This is a genomic window from Muriicola sp. (genome assembly GCF_049669965.1).
In the GTDB taxonomy this organism is placed as follows: domain Bacteria; phylum Bacteroidota; class Bacteroidia; order Flavobacteriales; family Flavobacteriaceae; genus Muriicola.
The window spans coordinates 1-4,466 of the sequence record NZ_JBATLB010000027.1 but is presented as its reverse complement, the minus strand read 5'-3'; the positions used below and the strand labels follow the sequence as shown (position 1 = coordinate 4,466).

6 protein-coding genes and 1 pseudogene are annotated in these 4,466 nt (G+C 34.9%); all 7 read left to right on the top strand.

Annotated features, from left to right (window positions below; genetic code table 11):
• Positions 1-134 (top strand): annotated as a pseudogene (locus WBM49_RS01855) (aminopeptidase P family protein); the annotation flags it as partial.
• A gap of 202 nt (positions 135-336) precedes the next feature.
• Positions 337-825 carry a Crp/Fnr family transcriptional regulator gene (locus WBM49_RS01850; protein ID WP_424370362.1) on the top strand — a complete coding sequence of 163 codons (489 nt, stop codon included), beginning with the start codon at positions 337-339 and terminating at the stop codon, positions 823-825.
• A gap of 99 nt (positions 826-924) precedes the next feature.
• A complete protein-coding gene (locus WBM49_RS01845) occupies positions 925-1,587 on the top strand; it encodes a peroxiredoxin-like family protein (protein ID WP_424370361.1) in 663 nt (220 codons plus the stop codon).
• Between the two features lie 7 nt (positions 1,588-1,594).
• Entirely contained in the window at positions 1,595-2,428 is an 834-nt protein-coding gene (locus tag WBM49_RS01840; protein ID WP_424370360.1) for an oxidoreductase, read from the top strand.
• A 150-nt stretch (positions 2,429-2,578) separates the two neighbouring features.
• Positions 2,579-3,136 (top strand): Crp/Fnr family transcriptional regulator, encoded by a 558-nt coding sequence (locus WBM49_RS01835; protein ID WP_424370359.1) that lies wholly within the window; start codon positions 2,579-2,581, stop codon positions 3,134-3,136.
• Between the two features lie 67 nt (positions 3,137-3,203).
• The gene (locus WBM49_RS01830; RefSeq protein WP_424370358.1) at positions 3,204-3,953 is read left to right on the top strand and encodes an SDR family oxidoreductase; all 750 of its coding nucleotides are present in this window, start codon (positions 3,204-3,206) and stop codon (positions 3,951-3,953) included.
• Between the two features lie 42 nt (positions 3,954-3,995).
• Positions 3,996-4,466 (top strand): alpha/beta fold hydrolase (locus WBM49_RS01825; RefSeq protein ID WP_424370357.1); only part of this gene is annotated, 471 nt, incomplete at its 3' end.

Below are 4,466 nucleotides of genomic sequence, written 5' to 3'. Positions count from 1 at the left end.
GTATTTACATCCCAGAAGAAGGCTTTGGAATAAGATTAGAAGACGATGTGGTAATACAGAAAAAAGGCGAGCCTTTTAACCTTATGCGCAACATCCCGATTGAAGCTGATGAGATTGAAGAGTTGATGAATTAGTTTAGTTTGATTCTTGATTTAATTTCTTATAACTTCGCTTATCATCTGATATAGATCATTAAAACACTCCATATCATAACATTGTGGCACATTAGAACAAACGTTGAAAAACTACGAAAACATATTAAACAACATTAAGCGTTACGTCCCTTTAAATGAGGAGGACGAAAAACAGTTTGTTTCAATTGTTAGAACTACAAAAGTGAAACGAAGACAGTTTATTGTTCAACCCAATTTTGTTTGTTCTCATCAAACCTATGTTTTAGAAGGAGCTTTCCGTAGTTATTTTGTGAATGATGAAGGTATAGACCATACCATTCAGTTTGCCATTGAGGACTGGTTCATTAGCGACTTTAATAGTTATATTCATCAAACACCTGCTTCCCTTTTTGTAGAGGCCCTTGAAGATTCTATTGTTCAGCAAATTGCTTATACCGATGTTGAAGAATTATGTAGTGAAAATCCAAAATTTGAGCGTTTCTTTAGACTGGTAGCACAAAAGTCTTTTGCTTTTTCGCAAAGACGAGTGCTTTCCAATTTAGGCAAATCTGCAGAAGAACGTTATCTTGAATTTCAGCAACTATATCCTGCCATAATTCAGCGTGTACCGCAATATGCATTGGCATCCTATCTTGGTATGTCGCCTGAATTTTTGAGTAAAATTCGGAAGCGTTTGACCTTAAAATCTTGAACTAGTTCAAGTAAATTTCCTAATTCAGTTCATTTTCTATCACTCTAAAGTAACACAACTTTGTAAAGTCAATAACGACATAATTAAAAACAGAGTAAAATGAGCACACAAACACAAATACCTTCTTACCAAGAAGGTCTAAAAGAATTACAGAACAATTTAGGCAAAATGTTACCACAGGAAGCACTCGCTGTCTTTGATACAGATGCTAATGCATTAAAAGAAAATCATCAATCTATTTTAAAGTTAAAGGTTGGAGACAAAGCACCCAATTTTTCTTTATCTAATGCTATTGGGGAAACCATAACCCTAAATGCACTTTTAGAAAAAGGAAAAGTTGTCCTTACGTTTTACAGAGGTTCGTGGTGCCCTTATTGCAATTTGCAATTAAATCAATATCAGCACGTATTGGAAGACATCCAATCATTAGGTGCCAATTTAGTTGCTATCTCGCCTCAAACACCAGATGAATCTTTAAACATTAAAGAAAAAAATGAATTACAATTTGAGGTGTTAAGTGATAATGGAAATATCGTTACACGACAATTTACAACCATCTTTAAAAATGGCGAAACGCCTATTGAAACAATGAAGGCCCTAGGCATTGATTTCGACAGTCATTATACTGACGATTCTCAAGAATTACCAGTACCAGCAGTTTTCATTATTGAAAAAGAAGGTACAATTTCTTTTGCAAAGGCAATAGACGGAGATTACAGAAATCGTGTAGAAGCTTCTGACATTATTCAAGCACTTAAATAATACCATTATGAATAAGAAAATTTGGCTCATAACAGGAATATCAAGTGGATTGGGCAAAGCACTTGCTGAATCCGTAATGGAAAAAGGCGACTTCGTAATCGGGACGTTTCGAAAGCAATCCCAAGTTGACGAATTCAACAAGAAATACTCTAATAGTGCTTTTTCGATTCTTTTAGACATTACCGAAGAACAAAGTATTGATAGAAGTGTTGAGAAATTGTTGTCAAAATTCGAGAGAATTGACGTTTTGGTCAATAATGCAGGTGTTGGCTTTGTAGGCGCGATTGAAGAGACTTCAATGGAAGAGACTCGAAGAGTTTTTGAAGCGAATTTTTTCGGAACATTGAAATTAACACAGACAATTCTTCCACATATGCGAAACGAAAAAAATGGACATATTGTCCAAATCTCGTCTCACGGAGGAATTAAAGCGTTTGCAGGATTTGGAATTTACAATGCGAGTAAATTTGCCGTTGAGGGATTTAGCGAAGCATTAGCACAAGAGGTTGCACCACTCGGAATTAAAGTTTCAATAGTTGAGCCAGGACCATTCCGAACAAAATTCGCAGGAAATGGACTTGGAATTGCAGAAAGCGTGATTGACGATTATTCGGAAACCGCAGGAGCATTCAGAACCAAATTAAGAAGTGTGGACGGTAAACAAGAAGGTGACCCAATAAAAGCATCAAAAGCGATTATCGACTTGGTATATTCGGATAACCCTACGCTTCGTTTACCACTTGGAAAAGTTGCGTTAATGACAATCGGAATGAAATTGGACAGCGTAAAATCGGATTTGGAAGCGAACAGAAAAGTAGCCGAAAATGCTGTGTACGGATAAAAAACGTGCCACAACAACGTATATAAAAAATAGCGGTTCAGGTGCAAGCCTGAACCGTTTTTGCGTTTAATTAAGTATATTGTTTTCCGAAAGGTCAGTGCTTATAAATGCGCTACTTTTCATATACAATACCGTTAGCAACAAGCAAAAGTGATTGAGCAACTAAAAAACATATTACCCGAAAATAGAATTGATGACTTTCTATCTATAAGTAAGACGATATCAATCGAAGCTTCAGATAATTATATTAGAGCCGGGGCAATCCCTAAAAAAATTGCATTTGTTCTTTCAGGTCTGTTCCGATATATATATGTAGATGACAAAGGAAATGAAATTACAAAGGGCATAATCGAAGAAAACTTGATTATTAGTTCTTACTCTGCAATGATATTAGAGGCACCTTCATTTTTTTCAATTGAAGCACTCGAGGATTCTAAAATAGTAGAAGTCTATTGGAAGGATTTTATGCGTCTAATGGAGAATGATATTTTTTGGATCAAATTCCGATTAAAATTTGTCGAAAAAGGATTCATGATAAAAGAAAAAAGAGAAAGGGATTTACTACTACTTGATGCAGAAACACGATATAAAAACTTCCTTAATGAATACCCTGGAATGGATCAGCGAATAAGTCAAGGAATAATTGCCTCTTACCTGGGAATAAAGCCGTCAACATTAAGCCGAATTAGAAAGAACATTGCTTTTTGACCTAGGTCAACGCCTACGAGTTATCAGCAATGTAATTTTGCAGTATTGTAAAACTAAAAATATCATTATGAAACTCGAAAACAATACTGTCTTGATTACTGGTGGAAGTTCGGGCATTGGTCTGGAATTAAGCAAAGTATTAATTCAAAAAGGCAACAAAGTTATTATTTGTGGTAGATCAAATGAAAAGCTGACCAAAGCTAGAGAGATTGAACCCAAACTAATCACATATCAATGTGACTTATCAATTAGTGAAGAGTGCATTAATTTTTCGAAAAAGATAACCGAAAAACACCCTGAATTAAATGTTTTGATAAACAATGCTGCTATTGTCAATAAAACAAATTTTTTAAACACGGATACAATAGTAGAAATGGCCGAAAATGAAATGCAAACGAACTTCATGGCACCGATAAGGTTAATTCATTTGCTAAGCCCAATTTTACAGAAAAACAATAAACCAACAATTATAAACATTACAACAGGGCTAATATATACACCACGTGCTGATTATCCTTTTTATAACGCAACAAAGGCAGCGCTTCATTCTTTCACACAAGTATTCCGAAAACAAACAGAAAACTCCAATATTAATATTGTTGAAGTAATGTTTCCAGCAGTTAAAACTCCCTGGCATAAAGGGAAACCTCCAAAAATTGCAATTTCTGCTGAAAAAGCAGTAAATGAAATGATTAAAGGATTAGAAAAAAATAAAAAAGAGATAAGAGTAGCTGGAGCAAAAATGCTTTATATAGTTTCTAGAATAGCACCAAAGTTTGCATTTAGAAAAGTGAATAGCTTGGAAGATGAAGAATAACTATTGAACAATGTTAGCTAAAAGATTGACAAAACAAAAAACATGAAAAATATTGTATCCATTTTATTAATAATCTTTCTTTTGGGGTGTCAAAATCGGGAAAATAAGAATACAAAAACCAATGAAAGCACGACAAGAGTTCAAGAAAAAACTTTTGTAGAATTAGGTGGTGAAGAGCAATATGTGGAAATGACCGGTGCTTCAGATCAATTACCGGTATTACTCTTTTTACATGGTGGACCAGGTTGGCCACAGACACCACATTTGAGATATTTTAATGCCGACTTGACGGAAGAAATGATTTTAGTTTCTTGGGATCAAGCGGGTTGTGGCCTTTCTTACCAAAGAAACCCAAACCCGAAGAATCTAAGCATTGAAAGTTTGGTTAGTGATGCCCATGAATTGACACTATACCTCAAAAAGAGATTCAATAAAGAGAAAATTGTTCTACTCGGTTTTTCTTATGGTAGTGTTATTGGTCTAAAACTAGCCGAAAAGTACCCCGAAGACTAT